This window comes from Paraburkholderia sp. EG304, from assembly GCF_046543485.1.
Lineage (GTDB): Bacteria > Pseudomonadota > Gammaproteobacteria > Burkholderiales > Burkholderiaceae > Paraburkholderia > Paraburkholderia youngii.
Map to the genome: position 1 here is coordinate 284,563 of NZ_JBKGUA010000002.1, position 17,416 is coordinate 301,978.

Genomic DNA, 17,416 nt, shown 5'->3' on the forward strand with positions numbered 1-17,416 from the left:
GCGACGTAGCCCTTACTTCTTCTTGTTGAACATCAGCATCAGCGAATCCCACACGCGGCCGACCACGCCGGCTTGCGGCACCGGCTGCAGCGCGACCACCGGGAATTGCGCGAGCACCTTGCCGTCGGCGACGAGCTTGGCCGTGCCGATCTGCTGGCCGTTCGCGATCGGCGCGATCAGCGGATCGTTCAGTTCGATCTGCGGCTTGGCCTTGTCGCCGGCGCCCTTCGGCAGCGTGATGTACTGGTCGCTCTTCACGCCGACCTGCACGCTGTCCTGCGAGCCCTTGTAGACGCGCGGCGTGGCCACGACCTGGTTCGCCTTGTACAGACGCGTCGTGTCGTAGGCGGTGTAGCCGTAGTTCAGCATCTTCAGGCTGTCCTGCACGCGGTCGTGCTCCTTGGTCTCGCCCATCATCACCGAGACGAGACGGCGCGACGCGTCGGTCGTGCCGGGCAGCGGACGCTTCGCGCTCGCGATCAGGCAGTAGCCGGCCGCTTGCGTGTGACCGGTCTTCAGACCGTCGACGCTCGGATCGATCCACAGCAGACGATTGCGGTTCGGCTGCTTGATCTTGTTGTACGTGAATTCCTTGACCGAGAAGATGTTGTAGTAGTCCGGATAGTCGCGGATCAGGCGCGCCGACAGGATCGCGAGATCGCCCGCGGTCGTGTAGTGCTGCGGGTCGGGCATGCCGTTCACGTCGGCGAAATGCGTGTTCTTCATGCCGAGCTTCTGCGCTTCCTTGTTCATCATGTCGACGAACTGCGCCTCGCTGCCGCCCACCAGTTCGGCGAGCGCGATCGCCGCGTCGTTGCCCGACTGCACGATCATGCCGTACACGAGGTCGTGCACGGTCACCGGCTTGAGCGCCTCGATGAACATGCGCGACTCGTCGTTGCGCACGCGCCGCACGGCTTCGCTCGGCTCGATGCTCTGATCCATCGTGATCTTCTTCGTGGCGAGCGCTTCGAACACGAGATACGCGGTCATCAGCTTGGTCAGCGATGCCGGTTCGACGCGTTCGTCGGCATTGGCGGACGCGAGCACCTGGTTGCTGGTCGCATCGACGAGCACCCACGAGCGCGCGTTGACGCCCGGCGGCGGCACCTGCGCGAACGCGGTGCTTGCAACCAGCGTGGCCGGCAGCACGAGACCGGCGGCGATGGCGCGATTGAGCGAAGTGGGAACGAAAGAAGCGAGAGACGGGAAGGACGTGCGGCCAGAGGAGGAGAAACGCATAGGGTCGATTGGTGCGGAAAAATACGTTGCGCGACAGCGCGGAGTTGGGGGAGCCGGTCGGCGGGGCATCTGGCCGTAAAACGGCGGGCGCCCGTTGGACTGATGGCGACGCAATCGGTTCGCGAGCACAGCGCTGAGCACCCGGCCGCGCCCTCCCGCGAAATGACTCCGCGGCGCGCGATTCTGCCGGCTGGGCGGCGCTGTGCCCAAAAAAAGAGCGCTCATTATACGCGCGCTGCTTGGTCAACTTCGCGCATGTGTCGTCGATTTGCACACGTTTGCGCGTACCTGTCCCCCGCAAAACGCGCGTCGCGCGTTTTCAGCGCCAGGCGTCGACGATGATGCGCTTCAGGATGTGAAGCTTACGATGCAGAAAGTGCTCGGCGCCCGGAATCACGACGACCGGCAGTTCCTGCGGCCGCGCCCAGTCGAACACGGATTGGATCGGAACGGTCTCGTCGACTTCGCCGTGAATCACGAGCGTGCCTTCGGGCACCGGCGCGACGTCCCAGCGGCTCGCCGCGGTACCGACGAACACGATGCGCTCGATTTCCTTGCCTTCGTCGCGCAGCTTCGCCGCGACGTGCGACAGCACCACGGTGCCGAACGAAAAGCCCGCGAGCACGAGCGGCAGATCGCCATAGTCCGGATCGGCGCGCATGTGCTCTAGCACCGCGCGCAGATCGTCACGCTCACCGACGCCCGCGTCGTGCTCGCCCTGGGTCTGGCCGACGCCGCGAAAATTCGACCGGTAGGTGACGTAGTTCAGTTGCACGAGCGTGCGCGCGAGCGTCTGCGCGACCTTGTTGTCCATCGTGCCGCCAAACAGCGGATGCGGATGCGCGACGAGCGCAACGCCGCGCGGCGCGGCGCTTTTATCGCGCACGTCGTCGGGCAGGTCCAGCGCGACCTCGATCTTGCCGACCGGGCCGTCGATCAGATACTTCTTCGTGTTGACGTTCATCGGGATGCCTGTGGACCGTTTCGTGGTTTGCGTTATTGATCGATCTTCAGACGCTCGACGATCTTGCCGTTCACGAGATGCGATTCGACGATCTCGTCGATGTCGCTCTCGTCGACGTAGGTGTACCAGACCGCCTCGGGATACACGACGAGCGCCGGGCCCAGTTCGCAGCGATCGAGGCAGCCGGCCTTGTTGATGCGCACCTGGCCGGGACCGGCGAGACCGAGTTGCTTCACGCGCTTTTTCGCGTACTCCTGCATCGCCTGCGCGTTGCAGTTCGCGCAGCTCGGACGCTCGGCGCCGGGGTCGCGTTGATTCAGACAGAAGAAAACGTGGTGCTTGTAGAAGGAATCCATGATGTTCTGGAGGCGAGCCTGAAAGGAAGTGCAGTGGCGCCGTCGGCATCCGGTATGCCGCAGCGCCCGTCGTGCGGACGATTATAGCGACCGCGCTGTGCAGGCGCCGGAGCCTCGCGGCCGGCCCGCAAGCACGTCAGGCCGGCTTCGCGCGCCGCTTCAGCCATGCCCGCTCGACCGCGAATGCGAGCCACACCAGCGCCGCATAGGGCCACATCCACGCGAGCCAGCGCGCGAGCCCGTTGAAATGCAGGTAGCGCCCCTGCCGCCAGTCGGCGAGCACGGCGTCGAAATACGGATTCACCGGCAGCAGATTGACGAACACGAGTGCGATGACGAGTGCGACGCCCGCGAGCGTCGCGCGCACGCGCCGCCGCAGCGGCAGTGCGACGAGCGCCGCGACGGTGCCGCACCCGAGTCCGAGCAACGCGCCGGGCGTCGCCCAGTCGAACGCGAGGCCCGATTGCGATTGCAGGAACGTCGCGCCGGCCTTCACGCACAAGGTCGTGACGATGAACACGAGCAGCAGGCGCACGCGCGGCGCATGACGGCGCACCGGCAGCGACGCAAGCGCGAGCGCCGCGAACAGGTTCAGCGTCGTGATCAGCGCTTCCCACGTGTCGTCGTCCAGCCACGCGGCGGCCGCCGCCGGCCATGCGCCGACGTGCCATGCAGACGGCGTCCACGCGAGCAGCGCGTCCTGGGTGGCCGGATCGACGCTCAGCCACAGCGCGCGCGGCCAGTTGCCGAGACCGAACAGACGTGGCGCCGGAAACATCGTCGCGAACGGCCACGCGGCGACGAAGCACGCGAGCGTCGCATGGCCGCGCTCGAACCACAGCAGGCGCAGACGCCTGAGCAGGCCGCGATCGAGCAGCGCGCCGGTCAACGGCGACATCATCGACGCACCGACGAGCGCGCCGAGCGTGTTGGCGGCAAGGTCGAGATTTGAGGCGACGCGGGTCGGCAGATAGGTCTGCACGGCTTCCATCGTGCCCGACAGCAGTCCGCCCAACACGAACGCCAGCGCGACGGCCAGCGTGCCGCGCCAGCGCGGATACACCGCAAGCACCACCAGCGCGCCGAACGGCATATAGCCGAGCACGTTGGTGACGACGTCGAATGCCGTCAGGTACTGCGGCATTGGATCTAACAGATAGGCGAACGGCGCGATGCCGAGCGAGCGCCACCCCGAGAACGGATACCACGATCCGTACACGATCAGCGCCGCGTACAGCAGCAGCGCCCGACGGGCCAGCGTCGACGGGCGGCGCAGCCAGGGGCGTTCGCTCATGCGGCGCTCCTTTGCGTGCGCTGCCCGCCCGTCATTGCGCGGCGACCAGCGCCTGCGAGCCGAGCCACGTGGCGATCTGCGCGACGAGGTCGTCGCTGGCCGCGGCGAGCGCCCGCGCGCCGCCGGCCGCATCCGCCGAATGCGCGGGCGCGCGCGCGACGAAGGTGTGCTGGCCGACCACCTTGCCGCCCTGCATCAGCGTGGCGCGCGCGGTGATCGCGCCGTGGCTGTCGGTCGGGCTGGCGAACACCTGCTCGAACTCGGTCAGATCGACGCGCAGCACCGGCGCGCTCACGCCGTCCGCGCCCGTCAACACGGTGCCCCGCTCGCTCAGCACGTTGCGCAGGCGCTGCGTCAGCAGTTGCGACGGCATCATCGTCCAGTGGCTGTTGGCGTAGGCGGCCGTCTGCTGCGCATCGGCGTAGCTCAGCCGGTACGTCAGCCGGTCCGATTCGAGCACGGACGGCGCGCTGACCTCCAGCACCTTGACGGCCGGCAGCCGGCTCGCGGCGGCGCTCTGCGGCGGCGGTCCGAAGTCGTAGCGGACGTCCGACACGACCGCGGACGTGCCCGCGCAGCCCGCCGCCAGCACGCCGAACGCGAGCAGCGCCGCGAGCGCGGCGCGCGAGGACAACAGTCGGTGAATCGAGCGTGACATGGGCATCTTCCTTTGTTCTAGCCTGCGAATTTAATGGGCTGCGGGGGCTGCGGGCGCGGCGGCGGCGGGCCACGCGAAGCCGGCCTCGCCCGGACCCGGCGCCGCACGCGGCGCGCCGAACAGCACGCTGCGCGGATTGGTATTGAAGGTGTCGGCCGCGCGATCGATCGATTGCGCGGCCGAGCGCACGTCCTCGGTCAGCGAATTGACGCGCGGCAGCGTCTCGAAGCCGACCCGCGCGGACAGGTCCTGAATCGTCGTGTTCATCTGCGCGAGCGCATCGCCGGCCTGCTGCGCGGCCGTGCCGACCTTGTTCAGATTGCGCTCGAGGGGCCCGTCCGGACGGTTCAGGCCGGTGATCATCTGGTTGGTCGACGCGAGCGTGTGGTTCAGCTGGTCGATCGTGCCGGGCAGCTTGCTGGCGACCGGCGCCATTTCCCGAGTCAGCGTCGCGACGCCCGAAGCCGCCTGCGCGATGCTCGCCGCCGTCTCATGCAGCTGCTCGACCATTTCGGGCGACAGCATGTCGTTCACGTTGTCGGTGACTTTTTCGAGCTTGCGCAGCAGCACGTCGCCGCGTTGCTGCAACTGATCGAGCAGACCGGGGCGCATCGGCAATTGCGCGACCTGGTGCGCCGACGAGTGCAGCGGCGTCAGGTCGCGCCCGGTATCGTCGAGCTGGATGAACGCGATGCCGGTCACGCCCTGCAAGCCGAGGCTGCCGAACGTCGAATGCGTGATCGGCGCGTGCTCGTCGACCATGATGCGGATCAGAATCTGGCCCGGATGGGTCGGATCGAACTTGATCGACTGTACGCGGCCGACGTCGAGCCCGCGAAAGCGCACCGCCGCGTCCGCAAAGAGGCCGGTCACATTGGTGCGCGCGATCAGGTCGTACGGCACCCGGACGGTGCGGTCGACATTGAACAGATACGCGGCCAGCGCGATCGCCGCCGTCAGCACGACCGTGAAGAGTCCGGCCCAGAACGCATGTGCTTTGTTTTCCATTGTCAGTTTTCCTGGTTCATAGCGGCCCGCTTCGCGGCGGCCGGCCTCACAGCGACAACTCGGACGACGCCGGCTCGAGCGCCGCCCGCGGCAGCTTCGCGCGACGCTCGGGCGGCAGCGCCTGCAGCGCGCGGCGCCCGCGCAGGCCGAGGAAATATTCGCGGATGAACGGATGGTCAACGCCCGCGGCCTCCTCGACCGGCGCATTGACGAGCACTTTCCGATCGGCGAGCACGGCCACGCGCGTCGACAGCGCGACCATCGTGTCGAGATCGTGCGTGATCATTACGACCGTCAGACCGAGCGCGCGATGCAGCCCCGAGATCAGCTCGACGAATTCGTCGGATGCCTGCGGGTCGAGGCCGGCGGTCGGTTCGTCGAGGAACAGCAGTTCGGGTTCCAGCGCGATCGCGCGCGCGATGCCAACCCGCTTGATCATGCCGCCCGACAGCGCCGACGGCATCTTCGACGCGTGCTTGCACGGCAGCCCGACCATTTCGAGCTTCAGCATCACGATGTCGCGCAGCAGGTCTTCGGGCACCTTGCCGAGCTCGCGCACCGGTTGCGCGACGTTGTCGAACACGGACAGCGACGAGAACAGCGCGCCGCGCTGGAACAGCATGCCGGAGCGGCTGCGCATCAGCAGCGCGGTCTCGGGCGAGATCGTGGCGAGATCTTCGCCGAACAGCTTGATCGTGCCCCGCGACGGCCGCTCCAGGCCGAGAATCTGCCGCACCAGCGTGGTCTTGCCGGAGCCCGAGCCGCCGACGATCGACACGATCTCGCCGCGCCGCACGTCGAGGCTCAGATGCTGATGCACGATGTTGCGGCCGTAGCGCTTGGTGATGTCGATCACCTCGATCACCGGCTCGGCGATCGACGGTACGGGTTGGCCGCGTACGGCTTCGGTTAGTGGCGCGATCATCCGAGCCCCACGTTCTGAAAGAGGATTGCGAACACCGCGTCCGCGAGAATCACGATGGTGATCGATGTGACCACCGAGGTCGTCGTGCCTTCGCCGAGACTCTGCGAATTGGCCTTGATACGGAAGCCGAAATGACAGCCGGCGATCGCGATCAGCATGCCGAACACCGCGCCCTTGCCAAGCCCGATCCACAGGTTAGCGATCGGCACGACGACGGGCAGTTGCCGCGCGAAGAAGCTCATGTCGATGCCGAGCACGAGCTTCGCGGCGAGCGCACCGCCCGTCAACGAGATCACGTTGGTCCACATCACGAGCAGCGGCATCGCGACGGCCAGTGCGATCACGCGCGGCAGGATCAGCCGCAAGCCGTGCGGGATGCCCATCACGCGCATCGCGTCGAGTTCCTCGGTCACGCGCATCACGCCGATCTGCGCGGTGATCGCCGAGCCCGAGCGGCCCGCCACCAGAATCGCCGACAGCACCGGACCGAGTTCGCGAATCACCGCGAGGCCGAGAATATTGACGATGAACTGGTTCGCGCCAAAGATGCGCAATTGCTGTGCCGACAGATAGCTCAACACGATGCCGATCAGGAACGCGACGAGCGCGGTGATCGGCAGCGCGCGGGCGCCGGCGTTGTAGATGTTCGCGGAGATTTCGGTCCACGGCGTGAGTTTCGGCTTGCGCAGGATCGCCAGCAGATCGAGCACGAAACGCCCGAGCATCGCGACGCCGCCCTGCATGTGCTCAACGAACGAGAAGATGCCAAGGCCGAGACGCGTGAAGGGATCGAAGCGCGTTACCGGTTCGGCGCTCTCGCGCACCGTGTCGAGCAGCGCGATGCGCTCGAAGATGTCCCGCTGCGTGTCCGTGAGCGCGGTGCCCGGCGGCAATTTGCGGCCCCATACGCGCCACAGCGCCTGGCCGCCGACGTGGTCCATGCTGTCGACGCGCGACAGGTCCCACCCGCCGATGCCCTGTGCACCGGTCAGCGAACGCAGTTGCGGAATCACGTGCCCGGTGTCGCGATCGCGCGCGAGCGCGAGCGCCGTCCACTGGCCCGAGAGACGGACGATCTTGCCTTGGCTGCCGGCCGCGACTTCAAGGCCGGGCGGAGTGTCGTAGTTCAAGGATCGCGTGAATCTGGTTATCGGATTAGCGGCCATTGTAGCGAAGGCTCGGCCGCCGGTCCGCCAGGATGTGCATCGGTCCGCGTCGCTTCCTCGGCGGTCCGCATTCGAGTCCCGGGAGGGTTTGCTGTGGCTACAATACGAGGCATGAATGCCTCCAAGACTCCCGCCTCTCCGCCCGCTGCGACAAGTGCGGCCGCGGCCTCGTCGTCGGCTTCGGCCGACTGGCGCATCGATCGCGCGCGCGCGGTCAAACTGTTCGGCGCGCATGCGCATGACTGGCCGATCGAAATCGTCGAAGAAACCGGTTCGACCAACGCCGATCTGATGGCCCACATGAAAGCACTACCGCGACACGCGAACGCGCTGCCGCGGCCGATCGTGCGCGTCGCGTATCTGCAGACCGCCGGGCGCGGCCGTCGTGGCCGGCCGTGGTACGCGGAGCCAGGCAACGCGCTGCTGTTTTCGGTCGCGTGCGTGTTGCCGCGCCCGCTCGAAGGGCTCGCGGGCTTGAGCCTCGCGGTGGGCGTCGCGCTCGTCGACGGGCTGCGTTCGCTGCCGGTCGCGGGTCCCGGACAGATCGCGCTGAAGTGGCCGAACGACGTGCTGCTCGAAGGCGACAAGCTCGCCGGCATCCTGATCGAAACCGCGTGGAGCACCGACGACGCGAGCGCGGTCGTGATCGGCATCGGCACCAACGTGAAGGGCGCCGACGAACTCGCGGCGAAGGTCGGCGCGCTGAACGCCGAGGTACCGCCGCAGGCGCGCGGCACCGTGCCGACCGCGTTGCAGCGCGCGCTGCCGAACGCGAATCTGACCGATACGCTGGCCGCCGAACTGAACGCGCTCGAACCGATGCTGCAGCGCTTCGGCGCCGAAGGCTTCGCACCGTTCCAGACTCGCTGGAACGGCGTGCATGCATACGCGGGCCGCGAGGTGGTGCTGCTCGAGCATGGTCAAGAACTCGCGCGTGGGGTGGCGGCGGGCGTCGACGAACGCGGCCAGTTGCTGCTCGATACGGCCGAAGGGCGCCAGAGCATCGCAACCGGCGACGTGTCGCTGCGCCTCGCCGACGGTGTGGCATGACGCGGCGCGCGCCTTATCTGCTGATCGACTCGGGCAATAGCCGGATCAAGTGGGCGCTGGTGCAGCCGGACGGGACGCAGTTGGCGAGCGGTGCGCTCGCGCATCACGACGTTGCCGGACCACGCGCGCAGCCTGCTTCGCAAACTGGTTGGGCTGACTTGCCGGCGCCATGCGGCGCGTGGCTCTCCAACGTCGCGGGCGCGCAGATCGCGGCGCACCTCGCCGCGCTCGTCGAAGCGCGCTGGCCGCAACTGCCGCTCACGACGGTCCGCGCCAGCGCTCAGCAATGCGGCGTGACCAATTGCTATTCGACACCGCACTCGCTCGGTAGCGACCGCTGGTGCGGCATGATCGGCGCGCACGCGGCCTTTCCCGGCGAACATCTGCTGCTCGCGACCTTCGGCACCGCGACGACGCTCGAGGCGTTGCGCGCGGACGGCGCGTTTATCGGCGGATTGATTGCGCCCGGCTGGTCGCTGATGATGCGCTCGCTTGGTGAGCACACCGCGCAACTGCCGACGCTCGACGCCGCGCACGCGCGTGGTCTTCTCGATGGCGCCGATACGGCCGACGCGGCCCGACGCGGTCCGTTCTTCGCGACGGATACGCCGCGCTCGCTGTCGTCGGGCTGCACACTGGCGCAGGCCGGATTGATCGAGCGGATGTGGCGGGATCTGCAGGATGAGTGGCAGTTGCCGGTGCGTCTCGTGGTCAGCGGCGGCGCCGCCGACGAAGTGGCGAGCGCGCTGAAGGTGCCGCATACTCGCCACGATTCGCTGGTACTGTCGGGGCTCGCGCTGATCGCCGCCGAGGATACGGCGCGCGAAGACGGCTGATTGCCTGCCGGACGGGTGCGGCCATGTTTCGCTCTCGGACCCGGCGCTCCACTTCTTTCTGGATTGGAAATAACCACAATGCTTCGCTGGCCGATCGCCATTCTGATTTTTGTCAACGTGTTGGCTTTCGTCGCGCTGCGTGGCGCCTTCGGCCCGATACCCACCGCCAGCGGACGCGAGCCGGGTCATCTGAACCGCCAGATTCATCCGAACTGGCTGAAGGTGCGCCCGGTCAGCGCCGCCGATGCGGCCGACCAGGCAGTGGTCGGCGGACCGGCGCCGCAGGCGCCGATTTCAACATCGGAGTTGCCGCAGTAATCAGGTGAGCGACGCGGTCGGTTAGAGGTTCGGCATTGCGCCGTGCGTTCGCGGGGCAATGCGCGGCATCAACCCTGTGTGCGCACCTTCTTCAACAGCGCAGTGGTCGAGCGATCGTGCTCGAACGCAATCGCGAGCGCCTTGCCGCCCCAACCGCGCACTAGCGCCGATTCGGGCAGCGCGTCCATGTCGTAGTCGCCACCTTTCACCAGCACGTCCGGGCGCAGCGCGGAAATCAGCTCGACCGGCGTTTTCTCGCCAAAGCCCACCACGTAGTCGACACTTTCCAGCGCCGCGAGCAAGGCCATGCGGTCGGCCTCGTTGTTGATCGGCCGGTCGTCGCCTTTGCCGAGCATCCGCACCGATGCGTCGCTATTCACACCGACGATCAGACACGCGCCCAACGCCTTCGCGTCGGCCAGATAGGTCACGTGACCGCGATGCAGGATGTCGAACACGCCGTTCGTAAATACGACGGGCGCGCGCAGCGAAGGACGCAGCTTCACCAGGGCATCGCGCGTCAGAATCTTGCGTTCAAAGATGGCGGTCATCGCACGGTCACAGAGTTGGGGAGTTACGGAGTTGCGGGAAGAGCAATGCCGGGTGCCGCCACGATACACGCTGGGCGGCTCAAAGGAAAACGGTCCGGCAAGCTCACGCTTGCCGGACCGCCATTTGAACGGTGCTGAAACCGCCCGAGCCGTTACGCCGGTTGCTGCTGCGCCGGGCTTTGTTCGGCCGCTTGCAGACGCGCGACCACTTCCTTGCGATAACGGTTCAGTTCCTGCGCGGTGGTGAACGTGCGTTCGAACAGCAGCGACAGGTTGTGCAGAATGCGCTCGACAACCTTCTTTTCCCAACCGTCATCGAAACGGATCTGCTCGTCGAGCCAGCGCTCGAGCCATTCCGGATCCGGCAGACGCGACTGGATCGTGTCGCGCGGGAACAGCGCCTGGTTCACGTGCAGGTTGGTGGGGTGCAGCGGCTTTTCGGTGCGACGCGCCGACGCCATCAGTACGCCGATCTTCGCGAACGCGGCACGCGCGATGTCGCCGGTTTGCGCCATGGCCTTCTTCATGTAGCGCAGATACGCGCCGCCGTGGCGCGCTTCGTCGCGCGAGATGGTTTCGTAGATGTGCTTGATGACCGGTTCGGTGTGCCATTCGGCAGCGCGGCGATACCAGTGATTCAGGCGGATTTCGCCGCAAAAGTGCAGCATCAGCGTTTCGAGCGGGGGCGCGGGATCGAACTCGAAGCGCACCGCGTGCAGTTCCTCTTCGGTCGGGACCAGTTCCGGCTTGAAGCGGCGCAGGTATTCCATCAGCACCAGCGAGTGTTTCTGCTCCTCGAAGAACCACACGCTCATGAATGCGGAGAAATCGCTGTCGTGATGATTGTCACGCAGAAACATTTCCGTGGCGGGTAACGCCGACCATTCGGTGATCGCGTTCATCTTGATCGTCGCGGCCTGCTCGTCGGTCAACAGCGATGCATCGAATTTGTCCCAGGGAATGTCCTTCTCCATGTCCCATCGAACGGATTCGAGCGATTTATAAAGTTCCGGATAAAGCATGGTGTTCATAGTCCCACCCCTGTTCTGCACATACTGTGTGTGTCTGTTGCTGCTACGTGTAGCCGTTTTTACCTGCGACGAACGGACATGCCGTTTATCGGCCAAGCATTCAATTTTACGCGTTAACCGGCCGCCCAGAAGCATCGGGCAGCAAAGAAGTCCGGGCTGTTGTATTGGCGCCTGGAGCGTGAATCGGGCGCCGCGGCCAACCGTGGGTGAGCAATACCCTTTGCCTGAGGTCGAGCCAGTCCGGGTCGACAACCGCACCGTCCAGCCCTGCACCGGTAGCGCCGGCGGCGAATGACGAGAGGGCGGTGGGATTGGTTGTTTTCGGCGCACGCCCCAAAGCCAGATCAAGCTTACACAATGATAGCACGCGCCTCCGGCCAAACCCGTGACAGAAGCGGTGCGAGCGCGCTATGGCATTGACTTCTCTCAATAAAGTCGGCAATTCGCGCGGGAAGAAATCGCCGGCGTTGGCATACGGCAAAAACGTAGGCGACGGGTTGTCTTTGGCATGGGGCACTGATTCGCGGCGGCCAGAAGGTGGAAGTGCGGACCTGACCGCCGCTGCTTCTGATATTGCTTGCGCAGTCGCACCGGGCGCGAGCGTGCTGCCCGCACCGCCCCGCTCACGTCGACTTTTTCGGCGTTGCCGCGCTCCTGCCCTCGCCGGACGCGCGTTTGGCCGATGTCGCGGCGCGCTTCGCGGCCGGCCGCTTGGCGGCCGGCTTCGCGCTTTGCGCACCGGCGCCGGACGGATCGCCGCCCGACGGATCGCCGCCCGACGCATCGCCGCCCGACGCATCGCCGCCCGACGCATCCGCAGCCTTCGACGACTCCGCCTTGCCCTGCGTGCCTCCACCCGCCGCCGCGACTGCGACGGACGGCTGCGTCATCGCGAACTGCGCGATCTGGTTGAACTGCGATTGCAGAAGATTCCACCATGCGGATGCATCGAAAGCGGGTGCCGCCGGCGCTTGCTCTTCGTCGCTGTCCGCTGGAGGGGCGCTTTCGGGGGCTGGCTCAGCGGGCCTCGTCCAGCTCGGCGCCGGCGCGGGGCTCGGGGCGCGGCCCGGCGAGTCAGTCGCGGCCGCACCCGTTGCAGCAGCCGCCGCCTGCGACATCGAGGTCTGCGCGAACGCGCCGAACGCGCGCAGCGTCGCGAGCGTCGCGCGCTGCACTTCCAGCGCCTGGATCGCCGACTGCAGCATGCTCAGATTCAGCTTCAGCCATTGCTCGACCGCGCGCATGTCGGTGATGCGCTTGTCGAGCTCCTCGACGCTCGTGAGCGGCGCCATCATGTCGGACATCATCGACAGCGACGGACTCGTGCCGCCCCCCGGCTGCGCGCCCGTCATGGCGGCGCCGAACGGCGACAGCCGAATCATGCTCCACATCCGATCGAGCATTTCAGCGGGCGGAAAACCGGGAAAGCCGGGAAAGGGCGGCGCGGAGCCAGTGGTGTCGGTCATGGTTGTCGCCTCGGTACTGGATGACAGGTAGAGCGCGCGATGCCGCGCGCGTTGATTCGATCATACCGTTTGGGGTATGACATCACGATGGTTCGCCGTGACGCGGACGGCCCGCGCCAAAATCCGGCGCGCGCCGCTCGCGCAACGAGCTCAAGCCCTCGCGCACATCGGGCCCCGCGAAGCCCATGAACTCCAGCGCGAGCGATGTATCGAACGCCGGCCCCGCCGTGCGCAGCCAGTTGTTCAGCGCGTACTTGGTCCAGCGGATGGCGGTCTGCGACCCATCGGCGAGCTTGCGCGCGACTTCGAACGCTTTCGGCAGCAGCGCGCTTTCGTCGACCGCGAGCGACACGAGCCCGATACGCTCAGCCTCCTCGCCGCTCACCGGCTCGCACAGCAGCAGGTAGTACTTCGCCTTCGCCATGCCGCACAAGAGCGGCCAGACGATCGCCGCATGATCGCCCGCGGCGACGCCGAGACGCGTATGCCCGTCGATGATGCGCGCCGTCTTCGCCGCGATCGAGATATCGGCGAGCAGCCCCGCGACGAGCCCCGCGCCGACCGCCGGCCCGTGCATCGCCGATACGATCGGCTTGCCGCAGTTGATTACGTTGTAGACGAGGTCGCGCGCTTCGCGCCACACCCGCGTGCGCACCTCGAAATCGTCCGCCATGTCCTCGACGAGCTGCAGATCGCCGCCTGCCGAAAAGCCCTTGCCCTCGCCGCGAATGATCGCGACGCGCGTGTCGGGATCACGATCGATGTCGCGCCAGATCTCAGCGAGTTCGTAATGCATGCGTGCGTCCGCGGTCGCGAGGCCGCTCTTGTTCGCGCCCTCGCCGCTCATCACGACTTCGAGCACGCCGTGCGGATGACGCTGCAAACGCAGCGACTGGTAGTGCGCGTAGTACGCGTCGTTCGGTTGCGATGACTGAGTCATGGTGAGCGGTCCATAGGTGATTCGTTCAGTCGCGCGCGGAACGTCGCGACCCGTTCAATGCGGCTGATAAAGCCACTTGCCATTAGTGATTTCGACCATCACGCGCGCGCGCTGATCAAGCCCGAGATGATCGGCCGCGCTCATGTTGACGACGCCGTTGGTATCCGCGAGACCGCGGGTTCCTTCGAGCGCGTCGCGCAGCGCGCGGCGAAACGCCGGCGTGCCTGGCGCGCCGCTCTTCAACGCGAGCGGAATCGCGTGCTCGAGCAATGCGTCCGCGTCCGACGTGTACGAACCGAACGCCGACACGCTGCCCGCGCCGTGCTGCGCCTCAAACCGCGCGATGTATTCGAGCGCGAGGCGCCTGGCCGGATGATCGGCCGGCAATTGCGCGGCGACCAGCACCGGGCTCGCGGGCAGGAACGTGCCGTTGCAATCGGCGCCGCACACACGCAGGAAGTCGTTATTGCCGACGCCGTGGTTGTGATAGATGACGCCCTTGTAGCCGCGCTCGCGCAGCGTTTTCGGCGGCAGCGCGGCAGGTGTGCCGGCCGCGCCGACCACCACCGCGTCGGGGTGAGTCGCGAGAATCTTCAGCACCTGGCCGGTCACGCTCGGATCGGTGCGATTGAAGCGTTCGCTCGCGACCACGTCGATGTGATGCAGTTGCGCGAACTTCGCGACCTCGGCGTAGAACGTCTCGCCGAGCGCGTCGGCCTGTCCGATGAACGCGATCGTCTTCACGCCGTGTCCGCTCGCATGCTCGGCGATCGCCGAGGCCATCATCGCGTCGGTCTGCGGCGTCTTGAAGACCCAGCGACGTTTTGCATCGACCGGTTCGATGATTTTCGCGGACGACGCGAGCGAGATCATCGGCGTTTCGCCCTCGGCGACCACGTCGATCATCGCGAGCGAATTCGGCGTGATCGACGAGCCGATGATCGCGTCGACATGATTTTCGCTGATGAGTTTCTTGGTGTCCTGCACGGCTTGGGTCGTGTCCGAGGCATCGTCGAGCACGATGTACTCGACGTTTTGCCCGCCGATCTGTTTCGGCAGCAGCGCGACCGTGTCGCGCGCGGGAATGCCGAGCGATGCGGTAGGCCCGGTCAGCGACAACACGAGACCGATCTTCACCTGCGCGAACGATGTCAGCGGCAACGCGCAGACGAGCGCGGCGCACAGCGTCGCGGCGCGCCGCGCGAAGCGCCGGCCGCGTTGATACGAGCCACGCGCGCTCGTGCGCGCTTGAACGAGTGACGCATCAGCGCGTCGATGTCCAGCTGCGGGGAAGTTCAATCGCGGCATGCTGTCTCCTCACGTCGGGGTTTTCGTTGTGATGTAGTGCCGATGTGCTACCGATGCGTCGCTGCACGCTATCTGACATTGGCGCCGTCCCAGCCGGCGCGCCAGTCAGTGTAGCCGCGCGCGCGGGCGGTGGCATCGGGCGAAACCCTTTCGCGCGTGCCGCCGCGTCAACGCATTGCCGCGTGAGCGCCGCGCTTCATTCGAGCGGCGCGATGCTCTGCTCGATCGCACCGAAAATCGACTTGCCCGCGTCGTCGAACATTTCGATCTTCACGGTGTCGCCGTACTTCATGAACTCCGTTTGCGGCGCGCCGTGCTCGATCGTTTCGAGGCAGCGCTTCTCCGCGAGACAGCAGTAGCCGCGCTTCGCGTCCTTGTTCGACACCGTGCCCGAACCGACGATAGAACCAGCACGCAGATTGCGCGTCTTCGCCGCATGGGCGATCAGCTGACCGAAGTGAAACACCATATCGGTGCCCGCGTCGGGCTGGCCGACTTTCCGGCCGTTCCAGTGGACGATCATCGGCCGATGCACGCGGCCTTCGCGCCAATGCTCGCCGAGCTCGTCGGGCGTCACCGCGACCGGCGCGAACGACGTGGCCGGCTTGCTCTGGAAAAAGCCGAAGCCCTTCGCGAGTTCGGCTGGAATCAGGTGGCGCAATGACACGTCGTTGACGAGCGTCACCAGCCGCACGCCGCGCAACGCCTGCTCGGGCGTTGCGCCCATCGGCACGTCAGCGGTGATGACCGCGACTTCGGCCTCGAAGTCGATGCCGTACTGTTCCGATGCGCACACGATGTCATCGCGCGGGCCGATGAAATCGTCGCTGCCGCCCTGGTACATCAGCGGGTCGGTCCAGAATTCGGGCGGCATTTCCGCGCCGCGTGCGCGCCGCACGAGTTCCACATGGTTCACGTACGATGAACCGTCGGCCCACTGGAACGCGCGCGGCAGTGGCGCCATGCACTCTTTGGCGTCGAACGAAAAGCTGTTGCGCGCGCGGCCCTGGTTCAGCGCATCGTAAAGGTCATGCAGTTGCGGCGCGTAGAAGGCCCAGTCGTCGAGCACGCGCTGCAGCGTGGGCGCGATCGCGTCGGCGATGGCCGCCGTGTGCAAGTCGCGGGACACGACGATCAGTTGACCGTCGCGCGTGCCGTCCTTCAGCGAGGCAAGTTTCATAGAGCTGTGAACCGTGTGTTAGTGACGATGGAAGGAATCTATTCTACGATGGTGAATCGGCGCGGCCCAAGATGTGCGTGTTCGTCGTCGTTGTCACTGCCACCATCGCCGTTACGCGCCTTTTACGATTACCGAACGCGCTGCCCGCGCCCTTTGCACATGTCCGCCAACGCCCGCTCCGGCACGATCCGCACCCGCACCGACCCCGCGTCCGCCGACGAACTGCTCGAACCCGCCGATGCCACCGACGCAACCGGCGCCGATGACGAAGCCGGCGAACCCGGCGAAGAAAAACTGCGCTCAGGCATCCAGTCGATCGAGGTCGGGTTCAGGCTGCTCGACGTGCTGACCCGCGAGCCGCGCGCGATGATGCTGCGCGATCTCGCGCAGCGCGCGGGCATGAGTCCGGCGAAGGCGCATCGCTATCTGGTCAGCTTTCTGCGTCTCGGCGTGGTCGCGCAGGACCCGCTGTCGGGCCGCTACGAACTCGGCGGCTTCGCGTTGCAGTTGGGGCTCGCGCGGCTTGCGCGGGTCGACGGTGTGAAGCTCGCGCGCATCGCGCTCGCCGAGTTGCGCGACCGGCTCGATCTGACGGTCGGCATCGCGGTGTGGGGTAATCAGGGGCCGACGATGGTGCACTGGATGGAGTCGAGCTATCCGGCCAAGGCATCGCTGAAACTCGGCGACGTGATGCCCTTGCTCAGTTCCGCGACCGGTCTGCTGTTCGCCGCCTACCTGCCATCCGGCAAGACCGACGCGATGATCGAGCGCGAGCTGGCCGACTCGCGGCGTTCGTCGCATAGCGGCGCGCCGCGCACCCGCGAAGACGTCGACAAGGTGCTCGCTGAAGTGCGCGAGCACGAGGCCGCGCGAGTCGAAGGCATGCTGCTGCCGACGATCCACGCGTTTTCGATGCCGGTGTTCGATTCGACCGGCGAACTCGCGCTCGCTCTCGTCGCGCTCGGCCATGAAGGCGCGTTCGATATCCGCTGGGGTGGCGAAATCGATACTGCGCTGCGCGAATGCGCGCGCAAGCTGTCGTACGAACTCGGCTATAGCGCGACACCGCGTAGCGACAACGGTTGATACGCGCCAGTCCTTTCAAGCTCTCACCGATTCAAGC

At 66.4% G+C, this 17,416-nt stretch carries 18 protein-coding genes; 4 read left to right on the top strand and 14 right to left on the bottom strand.

Annotated elements, in window-relative coordinates; translation table 11 throughout:
• Positions 1-12: 12 nt before the first annotated feature.
• The 8 genes from ACLFKU_RS03945 to ACLFKU_RS03980 all read right to left on the bottom strand — a co-directional run bounded on the left by ACLFKU_RS03945 (position 13) and on the right by ACLFKU_RS03980 (position 7,577).
• Positions 13-1,242, bottom strand: a complete 1,230-nt coding sequence (locus ACLFKU_RS03945; RefSeq protein WP_368583345.1) for a D-alanyl-D-alanine carboxypeptidase family protein — start codon at positions 1,240-1,242, stop codon at positions 13-15.
• A 319-nt stretch (positions 1,243-1,561) separates the two neighbouring features.
• On the bottom strand, positions 1,562-2,206 hold the full coding sequence (locus ACLFKU_RS03950; protein WP_410848221.1) for an alpha/beta hydrolase: 645 nt from the start codon (positions 2,204-2,206) through the stop codon (positions 1,562-1,564).
• A gap of 32 nt (positions 2,207-2,238) precedes the next feature.
• Positions 2,239-2,562 (bottom strand): (2Fe-2S) ferredoxin domain-containing protein, encoded by a 324-nt coding sequence (locus ACLFKU_RS03955; RefSeq protein ID WP_013088242.1) that lies wholly within the window; start codon positions 2,560-2,562, stop codon positions 2,239-2,241.
• A gap of 136 nt (positions 2,563-2,698) precedes the next feature.
• A complete protein-coding gene (locus ACLFKU_RS03960) occupies positions 2,699-3,856 on the bottom strand; it encodes a VanZ family protein (RefSeq protein WP_410848222.1) in 1,158 nt (385 codons plus the stop codon).
• A 31-nt stretch (positions 3,857-3,887) separates the two neighbouring features.
• A complete protein-coding gene (locus ACLFKU_RS03965) occupies positions 3,888-4,514 on the bottom strand; it encodes an ABC-type transport auxiliary lipoprotein family protein (protein ID WP_368583342.1) in 627 nt (208 codons plus the stop codon).
• A gap of 30 nt (positions 4,515-4,544) precedes the next feature.
• Entirely contained in the window at positions 4,545-5,522 is a 978-nt protein-coding gene (locus ACLFKU_RS03970; protein ID WP_368583341.1) for an MlaD family protein, read from the bottom strand.
• A gap of 46 nt (positions 5,523-5,568) precedes the next feature.
• Entirely contained in the window at positions 5,569-6,447 is an 879-nt protein-coding gene (locus ACLFKU_RS03975; protein WP_368583340.1) for an ABC transporter ATP-binding protein, read from the bottom strand.
• Positions 6,444-7,577: an MlaE family ABC transporter permease gene (locus ACLFKU_RS03980; protein ID WP_368583339.1), complete on the bottom strand. Its 1,134-nt coding sequence runs from the start codon at positions 7,575-7,577 to the stop codon at positions 6,444-6,446. The genes ACLFKU_RS03975 and ACLFKU_RS03980 overlap by 4 nt, the downstream gene beginning before the upstream one ends.
• 147 nt (positions 7,578-7,724) lie before the next feature.
• On the opposite strand from ACLFKU_RS03980, the gene ACLFKU_RS03985 reads away from it, so the two are divergent.
• From ACLFKU_RS03985 to ACLFKU_RS03995, 3 genes are all read left to right on the top strand, one after another.
• Positions 7,725-8,663 (top strand): biotin--[acetyl-CoA-carboxylase] ligase, encoded by a 939-nt coding sequence (locus ACLFKU_RS03985; RefSeq protein WP_410848223.1) that lies wholly within the window; start codon positions 7,725-7,727, stop codon positions 8,661-8,663.
• Positions 8,660-9,499, top strand: a complete 840-nt coding sequence (locus ACLFKU_RS03990) for a type III pantothenate kinase (protein WP_410848224.1) — start codon at positions 8,660-8,662, stop codon at positions 9,497-9,499. The genes ACLFKU_RS03985 and ACLFKU_RS03990 overlap by 4 nt, the downstream gene beginning before the upstream one ends.
• Before the next feature lie 78 nt (positions 9,500-9,577).
• Positions 9,578-9,817, top strand: a complete 240-nt coding sequence (locus ACLFKU_RS03995; RefSeq protein ID WP_368583336.1) for a hypothetical protein — start codon at positions 9,578-9,580, stop codon at positions 9,815-9,817.
• Between the two features lie 68 nt (positions 9,818-9,885).
• Here ACLFKU_RS03995 and rfaE2 read toward each other — a convergent pair whose 3' ends face one another.
• The 6 genes from rfaE2 to ACLFKU_RS04025 form a co-directional block, all read right to left on the bottom strand.
• On the bottom strand, positions 9,886-10,368 hold the full coding sequence (gene rfaE2 / locus ACLFKU_RS04000) for a D-glycero-beta-D-manno-heptose 1-phosphate adenylyltransferase (protein WP_152851779.1): 483 nt from the start codon (positions 10,366-10,368) through the stop codon (positions 9,886-9,888).
• A gap of 152 nt (positions 10,369-10,520) precedes the next feature.
• On the bottom strand, positions 10,521-11,399 hold the full coding sequence (locus tag ACLFKU_RS04005; protein ID WP_013088232.1) for a ferritin: 879 nt from the start codon (positions 11,397-11,399) through the stop codon (positions 10,521-10,523).
• Between the two features lie 623 nt (positions 11,400-12,022).
• Positions 12,023-12,865: a PhaM family polyhydroxyalkanoate granule multifunctional regulatory protein gene (locus tag ACLFKU_RS04010; protein ID WP_410848225.1), complete on the bottom strand. Its 843-nt coding sequence runs from the start codon at positions 12,863-12,865 to the stop codon at positions 12,023-12,025.
• Positions 12,866-12,947: 82 nt separating this feature from the next.
• Positions 12,948-13,805, bottom strand: a complete 858-nt coding sequence (locus ACLFKU_RS04015; protein WP_410848226.1) for an enoyl-CoA hydratase/isomerase family protein — start codon at positions 13,803-13,805, stop codon at positions 12,948-12,950.
• 54 nt (positions 13,806-13,859) lie between these two features.
• A complete protein-coding gene (locus ACLFKU_RS04020) occupies positions 13,860-15,113 on the bottom strand; it encodes an ABC transporter substrate-binding protein (protein WP_410848227.1) in 1,254 nt (417 codons plus the stop codon).
• 196 nt (positions 15,114-15,309) lie between these two features.
• A complete protein-coding gene (locus ACLFKU_RS04025) occupies positions 15,310-16,293 on the bottom strand; it encodes a fumarylacetoacetate hydrolase family protein (RefSeq protein WP_410848228.1) in 984 nt (327 codons plus the stop codon).
• Between the two features lie 21 nt (positions 16,294-16,314).
• On the opposite strand from ACLFKU_RS04025, the gene ACLFKU_RS04030 reads away from it, so the two are divergent.
• The gene (locus tag ACLFKU_RS04030; protein ID WP_410848269.1) at positions 16,315-17,379 is read left to right on the top strand and encodes an IclR family transcriptional regulator; all 1,065 of its coding nucleotides are present in this window, start codon (positions 16,315-16,317) and stop codon (positions 17,377-17,379) included.
• Positions 17,380-17,416: the final 37 nt, after the last annotated feature.